The following is a 19,685-nucleotide window of genomic DNA, read 5'->3' on the forward strand; positions in this document are numbered from 1 at the left end:
TGACACAGTTGGGTATCTAGAGCATCGCGTTGAAAATCAATCGGAGACGAGATGTCCACGCTTCATCGATTCGAGTTTGACGAGCTTCCGAAGGAGATCGGCGACCGTCTCGCGCCCCGGGTGACTCGGCTGGGCTATCTAGGAGAGTTCTTCAAATGCGCCGCGCATCAGCCGGAAGCGCTTGCCGCATTCATCGACTTCACCGAGGCCGGCAAGAAGGGGCTGCCCGATAACCTAGTCGAATTGATCGCCTTGAGCTGCGCGGTCTGGATGGGCAATGATTACGAGCGAAATCAGCATGAGCGTCTGTGCATCAAGCTCGGCTTTCACCGCGAGTGGGTAGCTGCAGTCGAGCGGTTGAAGCCGGCGGAGGAACCGCTGCTGGGCGATGACGAGCGATCTATCCAACGGCTCGTCCTGTCAATGTTGGAAACGCGCGGCAAGGACAGCGGCGCGCTTTTCGACGAAGCTATCCACCGGTTGGGTGAGGCCCCTGCGATAGCCGTTCTGATGGTTGTAGGCCGGTATGTCGTCCACGCCTTATTAGTGAACAGTCTTGGCCTTGCGCCACCTGTGCCGTCGATCTTCGCGGAGGTGGAGGCGTGAGCGCGCTATCCCCCCTCTGGATCAGCGAAGCCGAAGTCGTTGTGCTGATGGACCTTGGCGAAGCGATTGACGCGCTCGAGGCGGGGCTCCGCCTGCAGGCAGATGGCGCCGCCGCGAACATGAGCAAAACCCATGTCAGCTGGGACGGCGGCAATACGTTGCACGCCATCGGCGCAGCGTTCGAAGGTGCCAATATCATAGGCACCAAGAGTTGGGCTCATACGCATGGTGGGGCGACGCCGCTGCTGCTGCTGTGGGATGCCGAGAGCGGTGCGCTGCTCGCGATCGTTGAGGCTTTCGCGATGGGGCAGATGCGGACGGGCGCGATGTCGGGCGTGGCCACGCGCTGGATGTCCGCGCGCGACGCAGATTGCTTCGCGCTGTTTGGAACCGGAAAGCAGTCGCTCGCGCAGCTTGCAGCGGCCGCAGCGGTCAGATCGCTGCGCACTGTCCGCATTTGGGGCCGGGACAAGGCTAAGCGGTCTTCTTTCGTCGAACGGGCGAAGGAATTGGGTTATGACTTCGCGATAGAGACGCCCGACAGCCTCGAGCAGGCTGCCGATGGTGCGTCGATCCTGACGCTTGCGACGCGCGCGCGCGAGCCTTTTCTGACCGCCTCCATGGTCGCGCGGGGGGCGCACATCAACGCGATCGGGGCGATAACGCCCGAGCGCGAGGAATTCACTCAGGATATTCTGACGCGATCCCAGCTGACGGCGGCGGACGATCCCATCGCCGCGCGAAAGCTCTCCCGCGAATTCGGCCGCTTCTATGCTGACGACGATGCGCGCTGGACCGACGTGCAGGCCATCAGCGCACTGGTCGCGGGGGGATTGCCGCGACCCGCCGATACGGACCTTTCCGTCTTCAAGGCGATGGGCATGGGCGTGTCGGATCTGGCGCTCGGTATCGACATCTACCGGCGCGCGCGGGCGCGCAATCTCGGACGCCAGTTCGATCAGCCGCGCAGGTCCGCTGCGCGTCTCGGCAAGACTTTGGGGGGCAAGCGATGAGCGATTACAAGATTGGTTTCGATGCGGCGGAAGCTGTCTTCTCCGACAACAGCGGGAAGCCGCCGGCGGCCAATCAGCCATGGGCACCGGTGACCATCACGCGCGAGCAGATCGACGCTGAGGTCGAGCGGCTGGCGGCGCTGGACGCACCAGCCAATGGACGCCGGCAGTCGGTGATCGTGCACCCGAGCGCTCTGCCGTGGGCGGCGGGGCTTGCCCCTGGCATTCAGGTAACGCTGTGTGTGCTCAAGCCTGGCGAGCAAACAAGCCCGTTCCGGCATAATGCCACCGACGTCAGCTTCTGCATCCGGGGCAGCGGGCGGGCCCTTTCCGGCGGCCGGGAGATCAGTTTCAGTCAGTTCGATGTGTGGAACACCCCGTCCTACACGACCCAATATCGCGTCAACGATGGCGATGACCTTCAGGTATGCCTCCATTATTCGAATGCCGCACTGCTCCAATATATGCAGATATACATCTCGGAAGACGACGCGCCGATCAGCGCGCCAGTGGCCGAAGAGCATGAGGATAGCGATCCCCGCCGCAAGAGCCCGTTCGGGGTTTTCGAGATCGGCGACGGGGCGATGCTGATGCCCTATGAGCTGCTGATCAACCCGCCCTCGGTCCAGTCGCCCGCACTCTATTGGCCGTGGGAACGGGTCCGGGCCGAGTTGCGTAAGTTGGAGGATCTTGGTCAGGACTATGTCGGCCGGCGTCTCTACTTGCTCTACAATCCCATGACTGGCCGCACCAATGGGACCACCCCCAGCTTCTTCGCGACCATCACGATCCGCCCGCCCAATATCGTCGATCGTCCGCATCGGCATGTGTCGGCAGCGATCAACTATTATTTCCAGGGTACAGGACGCAGTTCCGTCGCCGGAAACGTCTATGAATGGAAGGCGGGCGATCTGATGCTCTCGGCGCCAGGTTGGGCCGTGCACAATCACGCGTCCTATGACGAGCCGGTTTATGAGCTGACCATCCAGGATCAGCCACTCAACATCGCGATGGAATCGTTGCTCTGGCAGGAGAGCATGAAGGAGGCGCCTGCGCTCCTTGGCGCCCAGACCGGCTTTCAAACCAATCGCAAGGCAGGAAACTGACCCATGATTCAACTCGACACCAATTTTCTGCGCGGCTCCTATCCCCCGGTCATCACGCCGTTCCGGGAGGATGGCGCGGTTGATTATCCGACTTATGAAAAGCTGATCGATTTTCAGATCGCGGAAGGCAGTCACGGTATCGTCGTCAACGGTACGTCGGCCGAGCCGAGCGTTTTGACGGTCGACGAACGCAAGGCACTGCTGAAGGCTGCGATTGATGTCGCAGGCGGACGTGTTCCGGTGGTCGCCGCCACCGGCTCCCAGAGCTTTGCCGAGACGGCGGATCTAACCGAGCACGCGACCAAGATCGGCGCCGACGCCCTGCTGGTCGTGACGCCCTATTATATTCGGCCGCCGCAGCGCGGGCTTGTCGCCTATTATGAGGAAATCGGTCGGCGCAGCGACCTGCCAACGATGATGTACCATATTCCTGGCCGTGCCGCGGTGAGCGTGTCGATCGAAACGCTCGAACGCATTGCCGACGCTGTGCCGCATTTCGTTGGCATGAAGCATGCGAGCCTTGAACTGGCCCTGGTGACTGAGGCGCTTGCACTGTTCGGTCCCGAATTCCGGATTTTCGTGGGGCTCGAGGAACTGAGCTTCCCGATGCTTGCGATGGGAGCGTGCGGCATGGTCAATGCGGTAAGCAACATCGCGCCCAAGCCCGTCGTGGCACTATATGACGCGGTGGCTCGGGGCGACATGGCGGCGGCGCGGCAGTGCCATTTCGACCTGTTCGACCTCAATCGCGCGGTGTTCTACGATACCAATCCGATCGCCATTAAGTATATGGCCAAGCGGCTTGGCCTGCTGCCCGGCAACCATCATCGCCTGCCGCTCCTGCCGGCGACGCCCGATGTCGAAGCGCGGCTCGACGCAGTCCTACATGCTGCCAAGCTTCTCGAAGAGGAGCTTGCGTGATGATCACTATCGACCGTGCAAGCCGCATCACCGTGGATGTGGAGGACGGCAGCTTCGAAGCGCATGTCAGCTGGCCGACCGATGACGGCGGGTCAGCCCCAGCCGTCATCGTGCTGCAGGAGATTTTTGGCGTGAACGCTTTCGTTCGCGGGGCATGCGACTGGCTGGCCGCGAACGGCTTCATCGCAGCGGCACCGGACCTGTTCTGGCGACAATCGCCGGGCGTCGAACTGACCGAGGCGGATCGCGATCAGGCGGTGGGCTTGATGCAGGGCCTCGATCAGGACAGGGCGGTGACCGATTGTGCGGCATTGATCGAAAGGCTTCGCGCCTTTCCCAAATGTTCGGGCAAGGTCGGAGCGCTGGGTTACTGCCTCGGCGGCAAGATAGCCTATCTCATGGCTGCGCGTACCTCGATCGATGCCGCCATTGCCTATTATGGCGTAGGCATCCAGAGCGCTCTCGGCGAAGCCGACGCGGTGAGGGCCCCGCTGCTCCTTCATATCGCCAGCCAGGACACGCTGTGTCCGCCAGCTGCGCAGGAAAAAATTGTCAGGGCTTTGGCGGGCAACGCCACTGCAAGGACCGAGACTCATCGCGCTGGCCACGCGTTTGCGAGGACGGGCAGCGCCGCCTACGTCGAAACGAGCGCTGATCGCGCCAACCAGCACAGTCTCGCCTTCCTGGCCGAGCATCTTTAGCGCCCCGCGCCAGCTTCACGGAGGTCTCATGGTGCTTCAAAAGCAGGCCGCATTCGTTGCCGGTCGATGGATAGCGGTGGGCGACCGTCCCTCGATCGTCGTGGATAACCCATGCGATGGGTCTGAACTGGGACGCGTGCCGAGCCTGGGCAGGGCGGCGGTTCGCGAAGCGATCGAGGCAGCGGTGGTGGCCCAGGCCAGCTGGCGGCATGTGACTGCGAAAGAGCGTTCGGCGGTGCTACGGCACTGGTTCTCGTTGATCATGGCGCAGCGCGATGCACTGGCGGCGCTGCTGACGGCCGAACAGGGCAAGCCGATTGGCGAGGCGCTGGCCGAGATCGATTATGCGGCGGCTTATGTCGAATGGTTCGCCGAGCAGGCGAAAAGAGTCGAGGGCGACATTCCGGCGAGCCACCGGTCCGATCGGCGAATACTCGTCCTCAAGCAACCGGTCGGTGTTGTTGCCGCGATAACGCCGTGGAATTTTCCGGCGGCGATGGTGACCCGCAAGCTCGCACCAGCACTCGCCGCCGGCTGCGCGGTCGTCCTCAAGCCTGCGCCGCAGACGCCTTTTTCTGCGCTCGCGCTCGCCTATCTGGCAGAACAGGCGGGGTTGCCACCGGGACTGTTGAGCGTTCTCACTGGTCCGGCCGAGGAGATCGGCTGGGAACTGACTAGCCATCCGCAGATACGCAAGCTGACCTTCACAGGCTCGACGGCGACGGGACGGTCGCTGATCGCGGCAACCGCAGGAACGGTGAAGCGGCTGTCGCTCGAGCTGGGCGGCAATGCCCCGTTCATCGTGTTCGAGGACGCCGACATCGATGCGGCCGTCGATGGCGCGATCGAGAGCAAGTTTCGCAACGCCGGGCAGACATGCGTTTGCCCCAATCGCTTGTTGGTCCATGATATGGTCCATGACGCGTTTGTCGAACGGCTGGTCCGGCGCGTAGCGGCGTTCGTGGTAGGTCCCGGGCGTGAGGGCCCGGATATAGGCCCGTTGATCGACCAGCACGCGATTGCCAAGGTCGAAGCGCATGTCGCCGACGCACTGTCTCGTGGAGCGCGCCTGATGTGCGGCGGCAGCGGCAGCCTGTTGGGCGCAAATTATTTTGAGCCGACTATATTATGCGACGTTACCGCAGACATGCTCGTCGCGCGGGAAGAAACCTTCGGGCCCGTCGCAGCGATTATGCGCTTCGCGTCCGACGAGGACGCGATCGCCCTCGCGAATGACACCGAGGCCGGCTTGGCCAGTTATTTCTACACCCGGGACATGGACCGCCTTTTCCGGATCGGGGAGGCGCTGGATTTTGGCATGGTGGGGGTCAACAGCGGCGCGATCTCGACCGAAGTTGCGCCGTTCGGGGGCATCAAGCAGTCGGGTTTTGGCCGCGAAGGTTCACGGCACGGAATCGAAGACTATCTCGACATAAAATACCTTTGTGTAGGCCCGGCAGGGCCAAAACAGACTATGCCATTATAGCGTCACGTGAGCTATAATGGCATGATTTGGCGCCGAACCCAAACGGCATAAGCGTGCAGATGGAGGGATCTTATGAAGCTTTACACGTCGAGGGGAGTCGCAAACGGGCGGAAAGTGCGGGCGGTAGCTAGTCATCTTAGGTTGAAGCTGGACTTGATATGGCTGGACTATTTCACCGGCGACGTATTTTCGGACGCGTTTGCCCGGCTTAATCCGACACTGCGCCTGCCGGTGCTCGACGACGATGGCTTCCTGCTGTGGGAAAGCACCGCCATCATTCAGTATCTATGCGGAAAAGTGCCGGGGAACGATCTCTATCCGGAAGACCCGCGCGTGCGCGCTGACATCAACCGCTGGTTGTCATGGGATCTCGCCCACTACAATCAGCATTATAGCCTGTTGTCACTGGAATCAGTGGTGAAGCCCAAACTTTTAGGACTGCCCAATGATGAGCAAGCGATCCGCTGGGCCATTCCGCATCTTCATGCCAACGCCGCTATCTTGGATGCACACCTGTCCGGTCGTCGCTATATGGTCGGGGACCGGATAAGCCTCGCGGATTACGCCATTGGCGCATCGGAGTTCTTCCAGCACCGACTTCCTTTCGACTGGTCGGGATATCCCAATATCAATGCGTTCTACGATCTGATGCGGGCTGAACCGCATCTTGCATCTACCGCAGTTGAGCCGGAGGAAATGGGTCGTCGCCCGGAAGGCGCGCGGCCATTTATGGAACAGAGCGATCCAAGCTCTGCCGCGCGACGTTTCGATCACAGCGCGGCCTGATTGCCTCAAACGGGCAGCGCCGGTCGCTGCCCCAGCCGCTCGGCACCGCCAGTGCGAACAACCACAGTGTCGCCCCACATGATCTTGCGCCTTCCGTCGGCGGTGGCGAGCGTCGGCTTGACGACGAAGACGGAGTTTTCCTCGATCACCCAGTTCGCGGTCCATTCGTCGCGAGGACGATTGACGAGAACCGGAGCATCGAGACCCAGACCTCGGCTGTGCGCGATGGGGCTGCAGATATAAGGCGTGCCGGCCGCAGCTTTGGCGCACACCCCAACGAGATCGGCGAGCTTGTTACCCGGCTTCATCGCTGCCCAGCACTGTCGTGTGGCTTCATATTGGAGCTCGGCCATCTCCCGTGCGATCGCGTCGGGGCCGCTTGCCCAATGCGTCATTGCGCCATGGCCGAGATAGCCGCACCATTTGGCATCGACTTCGACCAGCACGGCATCGTCTTTCTCCAACGGCCGAAGCGATGGCAGCGTGCCCACAAATGGCGGCAGCGGATTGCCCGCGGCCAGCAACAGCAGCGAGGACGGTTCGCTTCCCTGTTCGATCAGCGAAGCCAGCATGCGCGCATATATGATGCTTTCGGGTACGCCGGGCCGCCCTTCGCGAACCAGAACGTCAAACGCGGTTTCAACCATACGTGCAGCCTTGGTAAGAAGAGAGATCTCCTCTTCGCTCTTCACCACGCGTGCTTCGTACATCAGAGCGGTGGCATTGACGAATTCGGCGCGGGGGAGCTTGTCACGCAGCATCGCCATCGCGCCCTGGCTGACCAGCCCATCCGGCTCACGCGCCACACCTTCGAGACCGGCGATGCCGATGCGTGTGCGCTTGAGCCCCAATTCTCCGATCCGAGCGATCACGTCTGGGGTCGCGTTAAAAAAAGCGGTCCGTATGTCGGTCACCCAATTCTGGGCTTGAAGCCAGAAGGATGGTGCGGGCACAGGGCCGGTGATGGCCGTAACGTCACCGGTCAATGGAAAAACCACCGACACCGACGCGCAGTTACCTCCGACGGACGAAAGGTAGCGCCCGTTGCCATTGCCCTGGTCCCAGCTCGAGCTGTTGTTGAGCGCGAGGATCAGGTCGATGCCATCCCGGCGCATCAGCGAGCGAACGCGGGCCCAGCGCCGGTCCCGCTCCGCGATCGACATCTTGGGCAGTAAGGGGGGAGGATAGCTTCCGTCAGCCATGTCCGATGTCCTTTCCAAAGATCGCGTCAGGAGGCCGGCATTCAACGGAAGAAGCGCAGCAGTTTCGGCATGAGCCGGGTGGGCGCGATGAGATAACGTTCGTCGGGACGCAGCGCATATTCGCGCAGACAGGCCTCGGTGAACTTGACCGCATGCTCGTCACCATGTTCGACCGCGCGTGCGACAAGCTCTTCCGGTGATACAGCCTCGAGGCCATCGGGGACGGTGGTCGAGATCTCCTCATCGTGCGCCGGTGCGAAATTGGTGACGATCGAAGCGGTTGCTTCCCACACCGCCAGATAGGTTGGCACATGCAACGCCTCGGGAAGATGGGGGAGCATAAACCGCACCGCTGCAGGGGCCGTCACGGTGTGGACCAGCGGAATGGGGAAGGTCTTGTCATGGACAAGATTGATCTGCGCATAGGCCAGTGTCATGTCGCTGAGCGCGGCCTGCAGATCCGCAGGAGAAGCGAGCCGGCTGATCGCATCGGCCCAGCCCCCGATCTGGTCCATGTGATGGCACAGACCTTTTTCGCGGGTTCCAATGCGCATGTCGGCCGGTAGCCGGGGGATAGCTGCGATGATATCAGGGAAGCTCTCATTCCCGAGCAGGCGATGACGACCAGGAAGCTCGACATAGAGCGACGCCCAATAGGCGAGGCCGGCGGCCAGCTCACGGAGCTGGAGTGGGGTAGCCCTGCCGTCGGCCAGACCGATACTGCGGACGGCATGGGCCGTTCGCAGTAGTCCATGGGTCAGACCGGATGCCATGCCGGGCAGCAGGCGCGGCCACCACAGCAGCAGCGCCTCGCGCCATGCCATCTCCTCCATCGAGCGCTCGAACATTTCGCGCCAGTCGCTGGCGCGCTTGAAGTCGCCTAGCGCCGGACGCCAGCTGGCTTCGTCGCCAGGGTCGATCGCTGCGACGCGATCAGGCATGGGAAGGTGCTTGCGCTTCTGCCGATACAGCGTCGCCCAGCGATGAACGAGATCGGCGTGGCCGAGTTGCGCGATGGTCTCCGACGCCATCGCCCAGTGCGTCGAAAAGCCGGGCACCATTTCGAAACCGAGATCGGAGCAAATCTCCAGCGCATCGTTCACGGCCTCGAACGACGTAACAGCCATCGCACCATCTCCAAACTGGCGCAGCAACGTGCTATAAACGCCTTACTTGGGCGATAATAGAAATTTCACTGAGATTGTCAACGTGACCGGCCGCCGTTGACTACAGTTGCTCGCCAATTTGCCGGGCGCTTTGGGCCGCAGCGGCGATCAGGCGCGGGAGCTCCGGGGTGAGGCGTGAGGATGGCGCCGCTATGCTCAGCGCCGCACGCGCAGCGCCGTTGCGATCGACGATCGCGACACCGACCGACCCGACGCCAGCCTCGCTCTCCTCGAAGCTGGTGGAATATCCCTGGCGGCGCACCAGTTCGACCTGCTTGAACAGATCGCTCCGATTTGTAATCGTTCCCGGAGCGGTCTTTTCAAGCCGCGTGGCCGGGTACAGAGCCTTGAGCTCTTCGTCGGACAGGCTCGCAAGCAGGGCCTTGCCGACCGACGTGGCATGCGCGGGCAGCAAACGGCCGACACGCGATGCCACGCGCAATGCGCGGGGGCTTTCGAAGGCGTCGATGAACAGAACATCTGTACCGGTCAGCACGACCAGATGCACCGTCTCCGATGTCTCCTCGTTCAACGCCATCAGGATTGGACGCGCGATCGTGCGCAATTCTCCGCCGATCGTGGCCGCGAGGCACACGAGGCGCGTCCCGAGACGATACCGGCCGACGAGCGAACGGCTTAAGAAATGGCGGTTCAGCAGTGTGGTCACCAGCCGGTTCGCTATGGTGCGGTGGACGTCCAGCGTTGTAGCGATCTCTGAGATCGTCATATCCGCCGGGGCAGACGCCAGGATTTCAAGTATCTGCAAGCCGCGGTCTAGGGTTTGCGAGGTGTGGCTCTGCTGGTTCATATCATCCCGTGCACAAATTGTTGGGAATGAGCGATAATCGCACGGCCAGAAATGGCAAGCTTATTCTGGATATATAGGCATGCTCACAGGCCGCTCAGGAGGGCATCAGAGCGCAAGCTGCTGAATGAGCGACAGCCGATCCGCAACACGCTGAACAAGGGCAATCTTGTCCTCGCGCCACTGGGTGAGGATGATTTCTTCTATCTTGAAGCTCTTTTGCCGGCAGGGGATGCCCATATAGTCGGCGCTTTGGCGCCCCTCGATCTCCACGCGCGCGACGACATAATCGGCCTCGGCCAGCGTGCTTAAAACCGTAATCCGCATGTCGAGGCCGTTCTGCGTCGCATAATAGGCCTTCAGGGCCGTCAGCCCGCCTTCCCAATTGGGAATGTCTCGGGGCAATTCAATATCTTCATGGCAAAATCGGTCGAGCGCTTCGATCGAGCCTGCCTCGGCAAGATAGGCGACAAGCGATTGGCGGTTCTTTTCGGTATCGGACATTCTGCTCTCCATGAACCTCGATCACGCAGGATGGGTGAGATCCTCGGTCCGGCCGCCAAGCTGTTGAAAGAGCGAAAGCCGGTCGGCCACGCGCCACACCTCAATCTGCTTCCCGTCGACGAACCGGGCGATGAGCATCTCCTCCACTTCAAAAGGGCGCCCCGTGCCAGGCAGGCCCATATATTCGCCGATATGCCGTCCACGCGTGAGCACCCGCGCCATGACCAGGTCGTCTTCGGCGACCAGGTCAGTCACGGCGGAGCTCATCTCGAACTGCGTAGCATAGACATCGTAAAGCCGTTTCAGGCCCGCCACGCCGCCCTCGATATCGGGCGGCAAGATGATGTCGGGATGAATGTAGCGTTCGATCGCTGCGGCATCACCGATCGGCGCCTCCAGATAGGCGCGAAAGGCAGCCTTATTGGCTTTCTGAATGTCCATCACACTCTCCCTTTGACTGGCGGGACGGGCCTGATGCCCCCCGGCCTAGTAGCGCAGGCCGACCCGCAAGCCGTAGGTCGCAGGCCGTCCGGTCCGGCGGTAGAACCCGTCCTGGAGCAATGTAGCGTCGTGCCAATAATAAGCGTTGGTGAGATTCTGACCGAACAGTTCGGCATGCCAGCGCCGGCCGTCGGCTTCGATGCCCAGCTGGGCGTCCAGCAGCCCGTAGCCCTTGATCGCCTCCTGCGACACGCGCCCGAACGCATTGGTTGTCGACGAGCGATAGGAATAGTCCGCGCTGACAACCAGTCCGAGCTTATCCGAAATCGGTTCGCGGAAAGTGAACCCGGTGCTGAACGCCCATTTCGGGGTGAATGGGAAGGCCTCGCCCTTGAAATCCACGAAATTGCCAAGCCGGTTAATGTTGACGAAGCTTTTCGTGACCTTGGTGTCGAGATAGGTGACGGCGCCGCGAAGCGCGAGGCCGTCGATCGGTCCCCGAACATTCGCTGATAGTTCAAAGCCGTCGATTTTTGAGCTTGGGATATTGATCAGACCGAACAGCGTGCCAAAGATTGGATCTTGGATCGCGCCGTTTACCTGTTTGTTTCCGTAGTCATAGTGGAAATAGGCACCGTTGAGTTGAATCATTCGGTCGATTAGCGACACTTTGAACCCCGTCTCGAACGCTGTCACGCGCTCCTGCGTGACCGGGGCGGCCGATGGCGAGAAAATGAACCCCTGGGTCGGGAAAGCGCCCGACTTATAGCCCCGGGTGATGTTCGCGTAGAACAGGAGATCCTTGCCCGGCTTCCAGTCGATGCCGCCGCGCAACGCGACATTATCTTCTATTAACTTGTCGGTCACCAGACCCGGCGTGAAGGAACTGTCAAGTGTAGCGCAGCCGCCTGGTGCGATTGGAAAGACGCCTACCCCGCCTTTGAAGAATTCCTGGAAGAGGTTCATGCCCGCCGCGAAGGTTCCGTTGCCGCTGTCGAAGGTGCAGCCCTGGAAATCGATCGCCGTTTTGGTATATCGGCCACCCGCATTCAGGGTGATGTCGTCGGCAATATCGAAGCTGAGATTGCCAAACGCCGCATAGGCGTTCGTCCGGGTTCGCGTATTGTTGCGGAAGTCTAGGAACTGCGGACCGCCCAAAGACGCGAACGCAAAGCTACCCGATGCATGCGAGACGTCGTTTTGCTGGTTATCGGACGCCTTGGTCCAAGTGTAATTTCCGCCTGCCACCCAACGCAGCCGAGAGTCCGTGGATTTGCCGTCAAGCCGCAATTCCTGAGAAAAGGCGTTCACCGAGCCGAACACCCGGTTGACCGTGTTGTAGAAATTGAAACCATCAGCTTGGTAAGTGCTGTTCCGGTCATATTCCGAATAAGCGGATACCGACGTGATATTGATGTCGTCGCCGACTTCATAACCTGCCCGCAGCGCGATTTGAAAGAAATTTTCACGGTTGCGATGGTTGACGCTGGGGTCCCAATCAGCAGCCTTGTTGTTCCGGGGTGCATCGGGATAGGTCAGGAAGAAGGGGAAGGTCGCAGCCACGCCCGCCTGGTTCAATATCCCGTTTTGCTGCGCCGCCTGAGTATCCGATCGGTCACGCCATCCATTAAAATTCAACAATAGGGTCAGGCGATCGGTGGGGGTCCATTCGGTAAGGATACGCGCTCGCTGGAAGTCCTTGTCCCCGAGTTGATCGTCCCGCGTATAGCTCCGCTGCCAAGCGCCACCGGCGTCCCCGTCAAAGGCAAGGCGCACACGCAACGTATCGGTCAATCCGCCGCTGACATACCCGTTCAGATTGATCGCTCCAAAGCGCTCATAGGAGCCCTCAAATCCGGCGCTGAGGGTCTGGGTGGGGCGTGCGGAGACAAAATTGATCGCACCACCGGTCGAGTTTTGCCCGAACAATGTGCCTTGCGGTCCCTTGAGCACTTCGACGCGGTCGACGTCGAGGTCGGCTCCGCGCGACATCACCGAATAGATCAGCGGAATTTCATCGGTATACAGCCCAACCGCCGGCGGCGCAGTCAGGGAAAAGTCGTTATAGCCGACGCCGCGTATCGAATAGGTCGGCGTGCCGGCGAGCGACTGGCTGTAGGTGAAGCTCGGCTCAATTCGGGCGAAATCATTTATCCCGTCGATGCCGCGCGCCTTAAGTTGCTCCCCTGTCGAGGCGGTGATCGACATGCCGATATCGTTTATTCGCTCGGCCCTTTTCTGCGCGGTGACGATGATGTCCCCGGCGGCGGCTTCACCGGCCTCCTCAGCTTGCTGCCGTGCTTGCGCGGACGCAGCTTGTGACGCCGTGGCAAGCATCATGGCAATCGCCAGGCCGCTTCCTGACAGCCGCATAGAACCCCGGGTGCGTGAAGTCATGTCCATCCTCCCTCATTTTGTATATGGCGGGAGCGCCATAAACCATGTGCTATCATAGGGCAGTAAGCGCGATAAACGCTCTTTATACCTTGATCAAGGACCATGATTGGTTGAGATGGTGACTCATATAACGCACATGACGTGCTATATATCAGACAAAAATGATCGCCAGTGTGGGCGTGTCGGGGCGGCAAAGGAGCAAAAAAACAATGGAGTCCTTATCTACGCGACATTTTCATCGCGAAGGTCGATCTGGGAAGAATCCAGAGCGACCTGGCAATCGAAACCACATGCCGACGAGCAGCGCGGAGACGGTCGATGGCTGATCTCAGACAATCCTCCGCGCCGGTCCAGCACATGGTTGGATTGGTATTGATAATGCTCGGCATGAGCGGAGTCGCGGCGCAGACGCTCATATTCTCGCTGCCCCCGCCGATCCTGCCGGCGCTGGCTGCCGCGCTTCCTTCCAATGGGACCAGCGTGGCCCAGTTTATGCTGACATTTCCGTCGCTCGGCTTGATCATTGGTGGAGCACTTAGCGGCCCCATTATCGACCGGGTCGGCCTGGGCCGGACCCTGCTCGTTGGCGCGATTGCCTATGGCGGGCTAGGGGCGATCCCGATGATATCCGCGGATCCAGCGATGCTCCTGGCAACGCGGCTGGGCCTAGGCGGTGCATGTGCGCTACTGTCCGCGGCCAGCGCAGCGCTGCTCACCCAACTGTTCACCGATGACGCCCGACGCGCAAAGTTCCTCGGCTATCAAAATGCGGCTGGGGCCCTGCTTGGGGTCGTTGCTGTCATAACCGCAGGTGCGATGGCGCGTTGGGGGTGGCAGGCGCCTTTCTCGCTGTACGGAGCCTTTGGACTGCTGGTTGGCGGCGCTTCGCTTCTGACGCCAGCTACGAACCGGGGCACCGATGTCGTTCCACCAAATCTGACGCAAGTGGGGAAGCGGTTGGCATCGGTGCTACCGCTGGCTGCGCTGCTCTTCATCGTGCCGATTGCGATCGCGGCACAAGTCCCCTTCCTGCTGATCGAAAAGGGTGTTTCCGCGCCGCTTCTGCAGGCGGTGATCATCGGCGCGTTCACGGTGGGGTCGGTGATCGGTTCGCTGACATTCGGCCGTGCGAGCCGGATAATGGGCGGGCGCAGGGCCTTTGCGATAGGGATCGCCACGACGGCTGTAGGCTTTGTCGGGATCGTCTATAGCGATAGCGCGACCGCGATTGGCGTGGCGTCGGTCGTTACGGGAATCGGCTCGGGCTTCTCCTTGCTCAACTTGTATCTGCTGACCGCTCAGAAGACGTCCGATGCCGAGCGACCCCGGGCCTATGGCCTGCTGGGCGCTGCGTTCAGTGTGGGCAGCTTGACCAATCCGCCTTTCATGGGGGGGCTTGCGGCAGCATTCGGCCTTGCCGGAAGCTTCCTGTCTTTTGCTGCGATACTGACTTTGGCGGCACTTTTCCTGTGGCGTTGGAAATAGACCGGCACCTGCGAAAATATCGATCGCGAGTACTCGTGGGCGCCACATGTGCGGCGCCCACGAGAGATGCCTATCTCTGCAATATGCTAGTGGTGATTTCATATAATCTGGCGGCATCCGCCTTATCGAAATTCTTGTGATCGAGGCTTATTTCGCGGCTTCTCACATAGGCCGACAACGGCGCGCGCGGTGGGTTGTCGATCAACGTCTTGATCGGACTGATGCCCTCCGCGATCGACATGCCTGCCTTTTTCATTCGCTCGATCTGAGCCGTCACATCGCTGCTATACTCGCCTGAAAATGAGGTCGATACGAGGCCAGGATGCAGCAGAACATAGCGGGTTTTCACATCGGGATGCTGGGCGACGAAAGAGACGGCCAGCAAATCCACAGCGCGGCCGCACTGTTCCATGGCGGTGAGGCCGTCATAGTTCCTAGTTGTTTGCAGGTCTTCCCAATTGATTTTCCCGGTATCGTCGCCCGGGCCCGCGACGTTGATGATCACTGGATTCCGCGCGCGTTCGAGGGCCGGCAGTAACTCATGGCTGAACAGGAAGCGGCTAAGGTAGAAACTAGCGAAATAGTCCTCCAGGCCCTCACTTGTTTCCATTCGCGTTGATCGGAAGTGGCGGGCGCAAAGCACAAGAACGTCAACCTGAGGAAACGCATTTGCTATTTTGGCGATGACCTTACGATTCTCAGCAATCAGGCCGAGGTCGGCAGCGAAGAAATGAACCCGGTCTGCGGCGCAAAATTTCCCGGCTTCCTCTAGCAACATTCGGCCCTTGAAGCTGTCCCGACCTATGGCAATGACCTGCTCGCCATGGGCGAGATAATGCAAGGCTAGTGCCTTACCCATTCCATCTGTGGCGCCTGTTATGACAATCGTTCTCATTGGTTTCCAATCTGAAAAATCTTCCGGGTTCGTCGCGACGCAAACTGGATAGCGTACTGAATGTGCGTATATAGCTCTTATCGTGCTATAAAAAGCCTTTGCTTGACGTTTTCCTTGGAGAATTTTAAGAGGCTATGAGGGCCGAGGCTGAGCTTGCGCAGCGTCGTTGGACACCGGCGCGGATGAGAAATGCGCTGATTGTCGCGTTTCGACGTCTCTAGGTCGTTTGTACCGGGGAAAAGGGACGTGAACGGGTGCCCTCTGTTTCGCCTTCACTGTGGAACCTGCCATGCCTCGCGCTGACGAACATTGTCGTTGAAGAGCTTCGCGCGACCGCAACGCGGGAGGAACTGGCAACGCTCATGGAAGCCGTCGCCCGTGAGATGAAATTTCGCTATTACGCTCTCATTCATCACGATGATCTTCAGCCTCCAAGGCCTGATCGCGTGGACATTAAGGACTATCCGGCCGTGATCGCCGAGCGCTTGTTCACCCAGCGCCGATATCGACGCGATCCTGTCATTCGCGGCTGCATTTTCGCCGACAGCGCGTTCCTGTGGTCCGACCTACCTAGTATAATCAGCATAGACCGTAACGACCGTAACAGTTTGGAACTCGGCCTGCGCGAGGGATTGAACGAGGGTATCACCGTGCCGTACTTTCGACTTGGTGACCGGATGGGATCATGCACGTTTGCCGGGACGCGGACACCCGAACGCGCTCATCACTTTCTAGGTGCAGCGCAAATGATCGGAATCTTTGCCTTCCAATCGGCCAGCCGACTAGTGTCAGGTAACCGTTCGATAAACTCAACTGCGCTCAAGCTTCATCCACGCCCCCGCGATTGTGTGATTCTTGTTGGCCGCGGCTATTCGAATAAGGAAATCGCCCGAACGCTTTCTCTTACGCCGCGCACGGTCGACGGCTATCTCACCGAGGCGCGGCGCCTGTTCGACGCCCATGATCGCACCGAGCTGGTGGTAAGCGCGGTACTCGCCGGCGAGGTGGGCCTCCACGAGCTCCGCCGTCAACCCGAGTAAACGCTCGGTCTATTTCCATTGCCCTGCCGGTGCTTCCTTCGTGCGTGAAACCACGACTGGACGCACCCCAATGATCCACATCCTCGACAACCATCTGGCGCCCGAACAGCAGCCGCTGCTCCGATCCATGTTCGCCGACCGCAAGCGCCTCTTCGTCGACCTGTTCGGTTGGAATGTGCCGGTGGTCGACGGCCGGTACGAGATGGACCAGTTCGACAATGCCGATACGATCTACCTGATCGTCGCTGACGATGACGGCGGGCACGCGGCGTCGATCCGTCTCTTCCCGAGCACCCGCCCGCACATGCTGGGCACGCTGTTTCCGCACCTCTGTCCGCTGGGCGTGCCTGTGGGCGACACGACCTGGGAAAGCACAAGGCTGTGCCTGCCCCAGCGGCACGGCGCCGGGCGTCGCCGCGAGCTGCGCAACATGCTCTTCTCCACGATGGTCGATGTCGCGCTCGACCGCGGCATCGAGCGCTACACGGGTGTCATCCCGGAGCCGTTCCGCAAGGAAGTGCTGTCTCTGGGCTGGCAGGCCGAGCCGCTTGGCCCCGCAGTGCGTATTCCGGGCGGGCCGATCGGCGCCTTTCTCATCCATGTCCGGACGGACACGCCCGAGCGGCTTCGCTGGTCGGGGGTCTATTCCCCCGTGCTTGACCGGGTGCCGGCGTGAGCGCCGCCGTCGATCGCCATGCCGCGACGCTCGCGCGCGACGGCTGGTGCGTGTTCGGGCGCGCCGTCGAGCCTGCCCTGATCGCCGGGATCGAGGCGGACCTCGATCCTCGCTTCGCCGCGGCACCCTTGTGCCACGGCGACTTCTACGGAGCGCGGACCAAGCGCTTCGGTTCGCTGCTGACGCGGTCGTCGGCGATCGAACGGCTGGCGATGCATCCGCTGGTCCTCGAGCTCGTCGAGCAGATGCTGCTGCCATGGTGCGAACGGATAGCGCTGAACCTGACACAGGCGATCGAGATCCATCCCGGTGCGCTGCCGCAACTGCCGCACCGTGATCAGGATATGTGGCAGGGTCCGAAGGGCGGGCTCGAGTATCTCGTCAACGTCATGTGGCCGCTGACAACCTTCACGCGCGAGAACGGCGGCACCCGCCTCTGGACGGGAAGCCAGTTCGACCAGGACATTGAGGTCCTTCCCGAAGAGGAGTCGGTCGTGCCGACGGTCGTACCGGGCGACGCCCTCATTTTCCTCGGCTCTACCCTCCACGGCGGCGGCGGCAACGCCAGCGCTGCACCGCGTCGAGGCATCGTCATCAGCTACAGCCTGGGCTGGTTGAAGCCGTTCGAGCTGCAATGGTTGGTCTATCCGCCACAGGTGGCACGCCACTTCTCGCCGGAACTGGCCGCGCTCGTCGGCTATGCTCAGCATCGGCCCAACCTCGGCAATGTCGAAGGGCAATGCCCGTCGATCCTGTTCGGCGACGATATGCCGGAACATCTCCCGGCGATCGATGCGCTTCGGCCAGACCAGGCCGAGGCTGCCGCGATGTTCGTCCGGTCGCAGATGGGCGAGCTCGGTTGAGGCGTTTGCGGTGAGCACGCTCGATCCTCCGGCTTACGAGGCCATTGCGCTCCGTGGACGCTCCGCGCTGGCGTGGGAGGTGCTCAGGCGTGACCCGGCCTATCGCGGAGCCTATTCTCGCCTCCTCGCGCCCCGGACTAGCGTGGCCGCTGGTGCCGACTTCGTCGCGCACTGGGGGCTACACTTTCGCTGAGGACCCGACTGAGAGCTGCGTCTTCGTGCTGCCGATGTGGTCGGCTGCCGTAGACCCGTGCGTGCTCGACGTACGCGCTGTGAAGCCTGATGGTACGGGTGCGCCGCTCTTCTACGCACTATCAGCCGATACGCGGATATTGAAGGGACCCGGCGGGGAGCATTTGCTGATCGACCGTGGCGGCGAGGTTATTCGGCTCGACGTGATCGATGGCACGACGGCGGCAGGCCCGGTCAAGCTGCACTTCGATCTCGCCGATGACGACCGTCTCGATGCCCGGGTCGCCGCGATCCGTGCGCTTCGCGCCACGGCGCCGGCCGGACCCCGGCATATGCGACTGGCCCGAAGGCTGTTCGCCCTGCAGGCCGTGGATGCCCGCGATGCGGGCGCAAGTCTGAAAGAGACGGCCGATATTCTGCTCGGCCCTGGCGACTGGCCAGGAGATGGCGAACATCGAAAATCATATGTGCGGCGATTGATCGTCACCGGCGAAAAGATGGTCCGCGCGGGGCCGCGTGCGATCCTTTCAGGACCTGACCGCTATTCCGTGATCGGCTGCACCAGATCAGCGGGCATCGCATCGACCGACTGAGCCAGCATCCAGATCGAAATCGCGGTTGGGTTGCGCTGTCCGCGTTCCAGCCAACCGATATAGCTCTGCGAAAATCCTGATTTCTCGGCAACGGCTTCCTGAGTCAGCCCTTTGCTCTTCCTCAGTCGAGCGAAATTGCTCCCAATCACCTTCCGCATGTCCATCGACCTACGGTCGAGCAATTGCCTTCCGCCGGTTATTCATTATATTTAATACTCTTGGAGCCGGCGACCTGCGTGAGAGAGAGATGGGGACAATTGATCGTTTGGCGCCGTCTGGCGATTTGGCCGTCGATTATGATCGACGCCATCTGGCGCTTTATGCCGCCCTGCTCGAAGCCGATGATGCGGGCGGCGACTGGCGGGACGCCGCGTCCTCGCTGATGCAGCTTGACGTCACCGACTGCGACGCCGAGGCGTGCTGGCGTTCGCATCTCGAACGGGCACGCTGGATCGTCGGTGATGGTCTCGGCAGCGCGATTGATGCGTTTAACGAGCGCAGGTCCGCAGTCATAGCAGAATAGACCTGGCGCCTCGCACGTTCGTGCGACCGCGCTCTACTCCGACCATCGCTGACGCGCCGGTCTCCGCCGAGCCCCTGGCGGGTCTCGGCCATTCGGTGACGATCGCTGGCGTGGCTGCGGACGCCGCGCCTGCGCGCAGCGGCGTTGCTTGTGCCTCTCCCGTTGCGGCGGGTGCGGGCGGCGCTCCCGGCTAGGTGTTTGATCCCAGGCTTTGATGGTGCATTATTCAGCCAGCAATGGAAGGATGCGCTATGGGACAGATACTCCATGGGAGCGCCACAACG

General features: G+C 61.1%; 22 protein-coding genes. 14 read left to right on the top strand and 8 right to left on the bottom strand.

Features of this window, described 5'->3' with window-relative positions:
• The first annotated feature begins 51 nt into the window (after positions 1–51).
• The 7 genes from GGQ98_RS14995 to GGQ98_RS15025 all read left to right on the top strand — a co-directional run bounded on the left by GGQ98_RS14995 (position 52) and on the right by GGQ98_RS15025 (position 6,619).
• A complete protein-coding gene (locus GGQ98_RS14995) occupies positions 52–606 on the top strand; it encodes a carboxymuconolactone decarboxylase family protein (protein WP_184070953.1) in 555 nt (184 codons plus the stop codon).
• Positions 603–1,619 (top strand): ornithine cyclodeaminase family protein, encoded by a 1,017-nt coding sequence (locus GGQ98_RS15000; RefSeq protein WP_184070955.1) that lies wholly within the window; start codon positions 603–605, stop codon positions 1,617–1,619. Before GGQ98_RS14995 ends, GGQ98_RS15000 begins: the two co-directional genes overlap by 4 nt.
• Positions 1,616–2,725, top strand: a complete 1,110-nt coding sequence (locus GGQ98_RS15005; RefSeq protein WP_184070956.1) for a cupin domain-containing protein — start codon at positions 1,616–1,618, stop codon at positions 2,723–2,725. Before GGQ98_RS15000 ends, GGQ98_RS15005 begins: the two co-directional genes overlap by 4 nt.
• 3 nt (positions 2,726–2,728) lie before the next feature.
• Entirely contained in the window at positions 2,729–3,646 is a 918-nt protein-coding gene (dapA, locus tag GGQ98_RS15010; protein WP_184070958.1) for a 4-hydroxy-tetrahydrodipicolinate synthase, read from the top strand.
• Positions 3,646–4,347: a dienelactone hydrolase family protein gene (locus GGQ98_RS15015; RefSeq protein ID WP_184070960.1), complete on the top strand. Its 702-nt coding sequence runs from the start codon at positions 3,646–3,648 to the stop codon at positions 4,345–4,347. The genes dapA and GGQ98_RS15015 overlap by 1 nt, the downstream gene beginning before the upstream one ends.
• 28 nt (positions 4,348–4,375) lie before the next feature.
• The gene (locus GGQ98_RS15020; RefSeq protein ID WP_184070962.1) at positions 4,376–5,833 is read left to right on the top strand and encodes an NAD-dependent succinate-semialdehyde dehydrogenase; all 1,458 of its coding nucleotides are present in this window, start codon (positions 4,376–4,378) and stop codon (positions 5,831–5,833) included.
• 72 nt (positions 5,834–5,905) lie between these two features.
• Entirely contained in the window at positions 5,906–6,619 is a 714-nt protein-coding gene (locus tag GGQ98_RS15025) for a glutathione S-transferase family protein (RefSeq protein ID WP_184070964.1), read from the top strand.
• A 5-nt stretch (positions 6,620–6,624) separates the two neighbouring features.
• Here GGQ98_RS15025 and GGQ98_RS15030 read toward each other — a convergent pair whose 3' ends face one another.
• The 6 genes from GGQ98_RS15030 to GGQ98_RS15055 all read right to left on the bottom strand — a co-directional run bounded on the left by GGQ98_RS15030 (position 6,625) and on the right by GGQ98_RS15055 (position 13,134).
• The gene (locus GGQ98_RS15030) at positions 6,625–7,821 is read right to left on the bottom strand and encodes a M24 family metallopeptidase (protein WP_184070966.1); all 1,197 of its coding nucleotides are present in this window, start codon (positions 7,819–7,821) and stop codon (positions 6,625–6,627) included.
• A gap of 41 nt (positions 7,822–7,862) precedes the next feature.
• Positions 7,863–8,948 (bottom strand): questin oxidase family protein, encoded by a 1,086-nt coding sequence (locus GGQ98_RS15035; protein WP_184070968.1) that lies wholly within the window; start codon positions 8,946–8,948, stop codon positions 7,863–7,865.
• A gap of 100 nt (positions 8,949–9,048) precedes the next feature.
• Complete coding sequence (locus tag GGQ98_RS15040; protein WP_184070969.1) at positions 9,049–9,795, bottom strand: IclR family transcriptional regulator; 747 nt, start codon at positions 9,793–9,795, stop codon at positions 9,049–9,051.
• A gap of 105 nt (positions 9,796–9,900) precedes the next feature.
• Positions 9,901–10,296 carry an ester cyclase gene (locus GGQ98_RS15045; protein WP_184070971.1) on the bottom strand — a complete coding sequence of 132 codons (396 nt, stop codon included), beginning with the start codon at positions 10,294–10,296 and terminating at the stop codon, positions 9,901–9,903.
• Between the two features lie 21 nt (positions 10,297–10,317).
• Positions 10,318–10,737 carry an ester cyclase gene (locus GGQ98_RS15050; protein WP_243451923.1) on the bottom strand — a complete coding sequence of 140 codons (420 nt, stop codon included), beginning with the start codon at positions 10,735–10,737 and terminating at the stop codon, positions 10,318–10,320.
• 45 nt (positions 10,738–10,782) lie between these two features.
• Positions 10,783–13,134: a TonB-dependent receptor gene (locus tag GGQ98_RS15055; RefSeq protein ID WP_184070975.1), complete on the bottom strand. Its 2,352-nt coding sequence runs from the start codon at positions 13,132–13,134 to the stop codon at positions 10,783–10,785.
• A 318-nt stretch (positions 13,135–13,452) separates the two neighbouring features.
• Between GGQ98_RS15055 and GGQ98_RS15060 the strand changes: the two genes are divergently transcribed.
• On the top strand, positions 13,453–14,619 hold the full coding sequence (locus tag GGQ98_RS15060; RefSeq protein ID WP_184070977.1) for an MFS transporter: 1,167 nt from the start codon (positions 13,453–13,455) through the stop codon (positions 14,617–14,619).
• Positions 14,620–14,689: 70 nt separating this feature from the next.
• Here the strand turns inward: GGQ98_RS15060 and GGQ98_RS15065 are convergent, their stop codons facing one another.
• A complete protein-coding gene (locus GGQ98_RS15065; RefSeq protein WP_184070979.1) occupies positions 14,690–15,514 on the bottom strand; it encodes an SDR family NAD(P)-dependent oxidoreductase in 825 nt (274 codons plus the stop codon).
• 254 nt (positions 15,515–15,768) lie between these two features.
• Between GGQ98_RS15065 and GGQ98_RS15070 the strand changes: the two genes are divergently transcribed.
• The 5 genes from GGQ98_RS15070 to GGQ98_RS15085 all read left to right on the top strand — a co-directional run bounded on the left by GGQ98_RS15070 (position 15,769) and on the right by GGQ98_RS15085 (position 18,878).
• Positions 15,769–16,554 carry a helix-turn-helix transcriptional regulator gene (locus tag GGQ98_RS15070; RefSeq protein WP_341534230.1) on the top strand — a complete coding sequence of 262 codons (786 nt, stop codon included), beginning with the start codon at positions 15,769–15,771 and terminating at the stop codon, positions 16,552–16,554.
• Positions 16,555–16,624: 70 nt separating this feature from the next.
• Positions 16,625–17,230, top strand: a complete 606-nt coding sequence (locus GGQ98_RS15075) for an acyl-homoserine-lactone synthase (protein ID WP_184070981.1) — start codon at positions 16,625–16,627, stop codon at positions 17,228–17,230.
• Entirely contained in the window at positions 17,227–18,093 is an 867-nt protein-coding gene (locus GGQ98_RS15080; RefSeq protein WP_184070984.1) for a phytanoyl-CoA dioxygenase family protein, read from the top strand. Before GGQ98_RS15075 ends, GGQ98_RS15080 begins: the two co-directional genes overlap by 4 nt.
• Positions 18,023–18,286, top strand: coding sequence for a transcriptional regulator domain-containing protein (locus GGQ98_RS18970; protein ID WP_424141365.1), 264 nt, complete (start codon positions 18,023–18,025; stop codon positions 18,284–18,286). The genes GGQ98_RS15080 and GGQ98_RS18970 overlap by 71 nt, the downstream gene beginning before the upstream one ends.
• Complete coding sequence (locus GGQ98_RS15085) at positions 18,183–18,878, top strand: DNA -binding domain-containing protein (protein ID WP_184070985.1); 696 nt, start codon at positions 18,183–18,185, stop codon at positions 18,876–18,878. Before GGQ98_RS18970 ends, GGQ98_RS15085 begins: the two co-directional genes overlap by 104 nt.
• Here GGQ98_RS15085 and GGQ98_RS15090 read toward each other — a convergent pair.
• Entirely contained in the window at positions 18,827–19,042 is a 216-nt protein-coding gene (locus GGQ98_RS15090) for a helix-turn-helix domain-containing protein (RefSeq protein WP_184070987.1), read from the bottom strand. The two genes, GGQ98_RS15085 and GGQ98_RS15090, sit on opposite strands and share 52 nt — an antisense overlap.
• Before the next feature lie 83 nt (positions 19,043–19,125).
• On the opposite strand from GGQ98_RS15090, the gene GGQ98_RS15095 reads away from it, so the two are divergent.
• A complete protein-coding gene (locus GGQ98_RS15095; protein WP_184070989.1) occupies positions 19,126–19,401 on the top strand; it encodes a hypothetical protein in 276 nt (91 codons plus the stop codon).
• Positions 19,402–19,685 lie beyond the last annotated feature (284 nt).

This window comes from Sphingosinicella soli (genome assembly GCF_014199685.1).
GTDB lineage: Bacteria > Pseudomonadota > Alphaproteobacteria > Sphingomonadales > Sphingomonadaceae > Sphingosinicella > Sphingosinicella soli.

Excerpts from the sequence above, each read along its gene's own strand:
- GGQ98_RS15075 (WP_184070981.1), top strand. The coding sequence starts at position 16,625 with ATGATCCACATCCTCGACAACCATCTGGCGCCCGAACAGCAGCCGCTG.
- GGQ98_RS15090 (WP_184070987.1), bottom strand. The coding sequence starts at position 19,042 with ATGGACATGCGGAAGGTGATTGGGAGCAATTTCGCTCGACTGAGGAAG.
- GGQ98_RS15060 (WP_184070977.1), top strand. The coding sequence starts at position 13,453 with ATGGCTGATCTCAGACAATCCTCCGCGCCGGTCCAGCACATGGTTGGA.
- GGQ98_RS15065 (WP_184070979.1), bottom strand. The coding sequence starts at position 15,514 with ATGAGAACGATTGTCATAACAGGCGCCACAGATGGAATGGGTAAGGCA.
- GGQ98_RS15040 (WP_184070969.1), bottom strand. The coding sequence starts at position 9,795 with ATGAACCAGCAGAGCCACACCTCGCAAACCCTAGACCGCGGCTTGCAG.
- GGQ98_RS15055 (WP_184070975.1), bottom strand. The coding sequence starts at position 13,134 with ATGACTTCACGCACCCGGGGTTCTATGCGGCTGTCAGGAAGCGGCCTG.
- GGQ98_RS15035 (WP_184070968.1), bottom strand. The coding sequence starts at position 8,948 with ATGGCTGTTACGTCGTTCGAGGCCGTGAACGATGCGCTGGAGATTTGC.
- GGQ98_RS18970 (WP_424141365.1), top strand. The coding sequence starts at position 18,023 with ATGCGCTTCGGCCAGACCAGGCCGAGGCTGCCGCGATGTTCGTCCGGT.
- dapA (WP_184070958.1), top strand. The coding sequence starts at position 2,729 with ATGATTCAACTCGACACCAATTTTCTGCGCGGCTCCTATCCCCCGGTC.
- GGQ98_RS15025 (WP_184070964.1), top strand. The coding sequence starts at position 5,906 with ATGAAGCTTTACACGTCGAGGGGAGTCGCAAACGGGCGGAAAGTGCGG.
- GGQ98_RS15005 (WP_184070956.1), top strand. The coding sequence starts at position 1,616 with ATGAGCGATTACAAGATTGGTTTCGATGCGGCGGAAGCTGTCTTCTCC.
- GGQ98_RS14995 (WP_184070953.1), top strand. The coding sequence starts at position 52 with ATGTCCACGCTTCATCGATTCGAGTTTGACGAGCTTCCGAAGGAGATC.
- GGQ98_RS15015 (WP_184070960.1), top strand. The coding sequence starts at position 3,646 with ATGATCACTATCGACCGTGCAAGCCGCATCACCGTGGATGTGGAGGAC.
- GGQ98_RS15095 (WP_184070989.1), top strand. The coding sequence starts at position 19,126 with ATGGGGACAATTGATCGTTTGGCGCCGTCTGGCGATTTGGCCGTCGAT.
- GGQ98_RS15050 (WP_243451923.1), bottom strand. The coding sequence starts at position 10,737 with ATGGACATTCAGAAAGCCAATAAGGCTGCCTTTCGCGCCTATCTGGAG.
- GGQ98_RS15020 (WP_184070962.1), top strand. The coding sequence starts at position 4,376 with ATGGTGCTTCAAAAGCAGGCCGCATTCGTTGCCGGTCGATGGATAGCG.
- GGQ98_RS15030 (WP_184070966.1), bottom strand. The coding sequence starts at position 7,821 with ATGGCTGACGGAAGCTATCCTCCCCCCTTACTGCCCAAGATGTCGATC.
- GGQ98_RS15045 (WP_184070971.1), bottom strand. The coding sequence starts at position 10,296 with ATGTCCGATACCGAAAAGAACCGCCAATCGCTTGTCGCCTATCTTGCC.